This window comes from Pseudoalteromonas sp. BSi20495, from assembly GCF_000241185.1.
Lineage (GTDB): Bacteria > Pseudomonadota > Gammaproteobacteria > Enterobacterales > Alteromonadaceae > Pseudoalteromonas > Pseudoalteromonas fuliginea.
In genome coordinates this window covers 1-4,154 of sequence record NZ_BADY01000138.1, presented here as the reverse complement: position 1 = coordinate 4,154, position 4,154 = coordinate 1, and the positions used below count along the sequence as shown (strand labels likewise).

The 4,154-nt window shown below is 38.9% G+C and carries 3 protein-coding genes and 1 pseudogene; 1 reads left to right on the top strand and 3 read right to left on the bottom strand.

All coding sequences use genetic code 11. From position 1 onward, the window contains the following. Positions 1-1,229: 1,229 nt before the first annotated feature. Positions 1,230-1,514, bottom strand: coding sequence for a hypothetical protein (locus P20495_RS04520; protein ID WP_007377189.1), 285 nt, complete (start codon positions 1,512-1,514; stop codon positions 1,230-1,232). Positions 1,515-1,739: 225 nt separating this feature from the next. On the opposite strand from P20495_RS04520, the pseudogene P20495_RS04525 reads away from it, so the two are divergent. After that, positions 1,740-2,087, top strand: a pseudogene (locus tag P20495_RS04525) (TonB-dependent receptor); the annotation flags it as partial. A gap of 51 nt (positions 2,088-2,138) precedes the next feature. Here the strand turns inward: P20495_RS04525 and P20495_RS04530 are convergent. Together P20495_RS04530 and P20495_RS20920 are read right to left on the bottom strand one after the other, a co-directional pair. Then, a complete protein-coding gene (locus P20495_RS04530) occupies positions 2,139-3,611 on the bottom strand; it encodes a S41 family peptidase (protein WP_008138170.1) in 1,473 nt (490 codons plus the stop codon). A 129-nt stretch (positions 3,612-3,740) separates the two neighbouring features. Then, positions 3,741-4,154: hypothetical protein (locus P20495_RS20920; protein ID WP_033016224.1), on the bottom strand; the 414-nt coding region annotated here is incomplete at its 5' end.

Genomic DNA, 4,154 nt, shown 5'->3' with positions numbered 1-4,154 from the left:
GTACCGAATAGCTTTTCGAGTTGCTCCAGTCAATTCAGAAACACGACCTATTAACATAGTAATCCTTATGAGTGATGGAATAGATAATCGTCTAATGCTTACATTAAACGGCTAAAATGTGTGAAGCACGAACAATAGCCAGCTGTTATTAGCCCGTTTAAGAGTAAACTTGGTGAGCAGGCTTCAATGAGTTTTTCCATTGACCTAATCCTCTAAACACGGCCACCCCACTAAAAAGGGTTATAACGCCCGCATAAACAGCGGAGCAAGTTGGACGCTTTTTTGCGCCGTGTGTTTTGCAAAAAACCGGCCTGCTTGCGGAATCAGGTTTGATCCGTTTGGTGTATTTTTTTGTAAACGTAAAAACGAAATATTAAGGCTTGAAATAGTGCTGCGAGACCAAACAACAATGAACCTTTATAAAACAAGGACGGTAGAACAAACGCCATTGGTATAGCTGCATAATATAAATAGGAACGATTTGTGTATTTGCTTATTAAAAAATGAAGTGGAAACCCAATTACTAACCAACCTACGATAGAAATAAACAGATAAACACCCACATATAGTAAAAATGTAACAACCAACCCTAAAAGGTCGTTTACTGATGATGGTGCTAAACCAGTAAATAAAGCCCAGACAGCAATGCCTATTCCCACAAATAAGAGGCTTTTAAGTATTGCGTCATCCCACCTTCCAAGACTCAATTTTTTATCCTTAAAATATACCGAGCCTGTAGATTAACCCGTTTTTTATTTGTTTTTTGATAAACAAACCATAGCTGAGTTCCTATTTTGATTCAATTAATTACTGTATTTTATAGAGAATATAACGTGGGAGTTTGGTGTTGTTTTAATTGCCATTTTGGAAGGAATTACGGGGGGTTGAGTGGCTTTTATTTAGGGTGAAAGGGCTTAACTCTAAATTTTAAGACAAACGTTTGTGGAATGGGCAGGATTATCTGTGCGCTATTCATTTTGGGCTAAAGCATCGTTACTTGGCCACTATAGTTGGCAGCAAGAAGCCAAAGGAAAACCTCATAATACCATCATCAGGTCATTGGCATTTAAGTGGATACGAATCCTATTTAGGTACTGGAAAACACGTACGCTTTAAGACGGATCAACTTCCTTAACTTCATTGAAAAGTAAGGGTTCACCGCTGTTAAAATTTGCGGTGGAAAGTGAGCTTTAGCGCATGCTATCCACCTCAGGGCGAGTTCTTAGATTTCAAAGTGATGCAATATACGCCTCGGATTTTTTACGATAACTCTCTTCAAAAGCGATAATTGCAGCCACCACGCCAGAGCCTAATAAAACAAACATGGCTGATGGAAATATAGCTGTTGATAAAACAAACAATTGATTAATCCCAAATCCCGTTTTCATGAAGAAAGATGTGATAAAGGCAATAATTGATACGACAATAGCAATGAGCGCTAAAACAGTTGTAACCCTCGTGATTAGCAATAGCAAAGGTAAGTTTTGTGTAGATAAATTTTTATACGGCTTCATCGTAGATTCCTTTCATTGAAATATAACGAGCCTGAAGATTAACCCGTTTTCTATCTGTTTTTATTAATAAACAAACCATAACTGAGTTCCTATTTTGGTTCAATCTATTACTGTATTTTATGCAGAATATAAAGTGGGAGTTTGGTGTTGTTTTAATTAGTTTTTTGGAAGGAATTACGGTGGTTAAGTGCAAAATTTAAGGTGGGTGTCTTTGTTATTCTTATTATTGATCAACAAGCGCCGCTTACAGGCTTAAGTTACTCAGCTAACTTCCAAGGCTTTTACGAAAAAGACGGCCTATCAGTTAAAATTATTTATGCATGGCGCGACTCATACCTAATTGGTGTAGGCCAAGCACAAGGTTCAGCTGATGCGCCTCCGCAATATGCTAAAGCGTATGGCCAATGGGATATGAGCGTTAACTACGATGTAAACGAAAACGTAACGGTATTTTTTGATGGCATAAACTTAAACAATGCCACCGAAGAAGGCTACGGACGTTACGAAGAGCAGTTCTTATTTGCTAATCAGTACGGTCCGCGTTACTCAATTGGTGCTCGTTACACGTTCTAAACTATTTCCTAGTTAGAAGGTTAAGCCGCTTGTTACAACAAGTGGCTTTTTTTATAGCGTTTTTATTTGCTCAAGCAACACATTGGTTGTCCAATCAAGGCCGTTATACGCCACATCGGGTTTGTAAAAATCCCCTGCCCCTCGCGCTCTGTTTACGTATACTTTGTTAGGTACAATAACTTTGCCTAAGCCTGAAGGTAAATCGGCTAAGCGTACCTCCATATACATAGAATCAGCGCTACTTGGTGCACCAAATAACGTTGTATTTTCAAAAAGCTTAAACTTATCAAGCGCATCTAAACAAGCACTCGCACATTGCGGCGGCACTATAACAAACACCTTGGTTTTAAAGTCACTCACTAAAGGCTTTTGTGGTATGTTATTTAGCGTATTAGTTTCTTGCTCTACATAAAATGGATCATCATTTTTAAGTGATAAAGCCATGCCAGTAGAGACAGTTTTGAGAGTTTTCAGTACTTCGGATTGATCTTTTACAACGTCCAATAAAGACTCTACATAGTCAGTATTATCTTTTGATGCTCTCCACCACACTTGCGTGTTTTGAGAAGTATTATTTGCTTTTTGCTCTACTACTTTTTGGCCCCATAATCCTTTTGCTATTTGTGAGCTCCAATAAGATGAGCCACCTTGGTTATGGCGCAAATCTAATACCACGGCTTTTGCAGTAAGTAACTTGCTACGTTGCTGTTGTATTTTTTCAAACACTTTATTGTAGGCAGTAGTTTGTTTATCGGTTGATGAAAAGCTAGGCATAGCAATCCAACCAATGTTTTTTTCAGGCCACGTTAAATCAATGGGGAGTTCATCACCGTTGTAGGCATTTTCTAAATGCTTACTGACAGACTTAGGCCTTACTGACCAATGTAATACGTGTGTATAGGTATCGCCATTGGCTTTAACAAATTCGCATTCTTTTAGAGGAGTTAAAAATGGATTGCCCTCGTCAATTAGTAACCGCCAACCTTGCCGCCACCAATGCCCAGGTTGTGCAACTTCACCATGAAACTTAAATATTCTCTCACGCATTAAGGTATCAGTGCTTTGCCCATCACATTGGCTTACAACGTCGCCTTTACTAATATTGTTGGTTTCGCTGTAATACACTTTTAACGCATCACCTCGCCATACAGCTCTAAAGCCGGGCCAGCGGCGCGCGGGTCTATCTACGCTTGAAAACGCACCAGCATGACCATCTTGTAACACAGTACTAAAGCGTGCAATTGCCGCAACATGCGCCTGTGGCCCGCTTGCTTGAGCCGACAATGTAAGTGCCTCAGTTTTTGCTTGTTTTAATAAATCAGGAAAAGTTGGGTTATTAACATCGAACATACCAGGATGATTTTGTGCAGTAATACTATAAGCCGCGTTAATATCGCGCTCTGTTATGCTGCGCCACTGCTCAGGTGTAGTAGGTAGAATGGGTTCTTGTGCAGCATTTATAATTGGTGATAGTAATAAAGCGCAGAGCAATACATGATTGGTTATTTTTGTTTTTATAGTCATAAGAATCCGTTTAAATGTTGTGGTATATATAATTTAAGATGCGTGTTTTATTTAATACTGCTCAAAGGCGCACCATTTTAAAGTTTTCAATAGCTAAATTTTACTAGTTACCCACCTCACGGCGAGTTGTTATGTCTTGGCAACTTGAAACCTGCCGTGTTTAACCCAACCACAAAAAAATACAGAACTAACAACACCCTGAATTAAAATAATCCAGAACAAAGACTCCTCGAGGAAATCTGGATAGTTCAGGGTATGTATCAATGAGATTAAGCCGAACACGCTACCAAAACTAAGCAAGCCTAGTATGCTCAAAGTAGAAAAGTAGCCAATATTCTTTCTAGACACTATGCCGTAAATGGCAACGGCTACTAAACAAAGATAAATCGCTGATGAAACTATAGTTAGACCATTTAGCTCCCCGTCTACAATTTGTTCCTGAGTCAACTTAACTCCTCTCATTAGAAGAAGTAGTATTAACCAGCCAATAGTTAGATTTTTCATCATACTCTCTGTGAACATAACGAGCCTATAAATTAACTC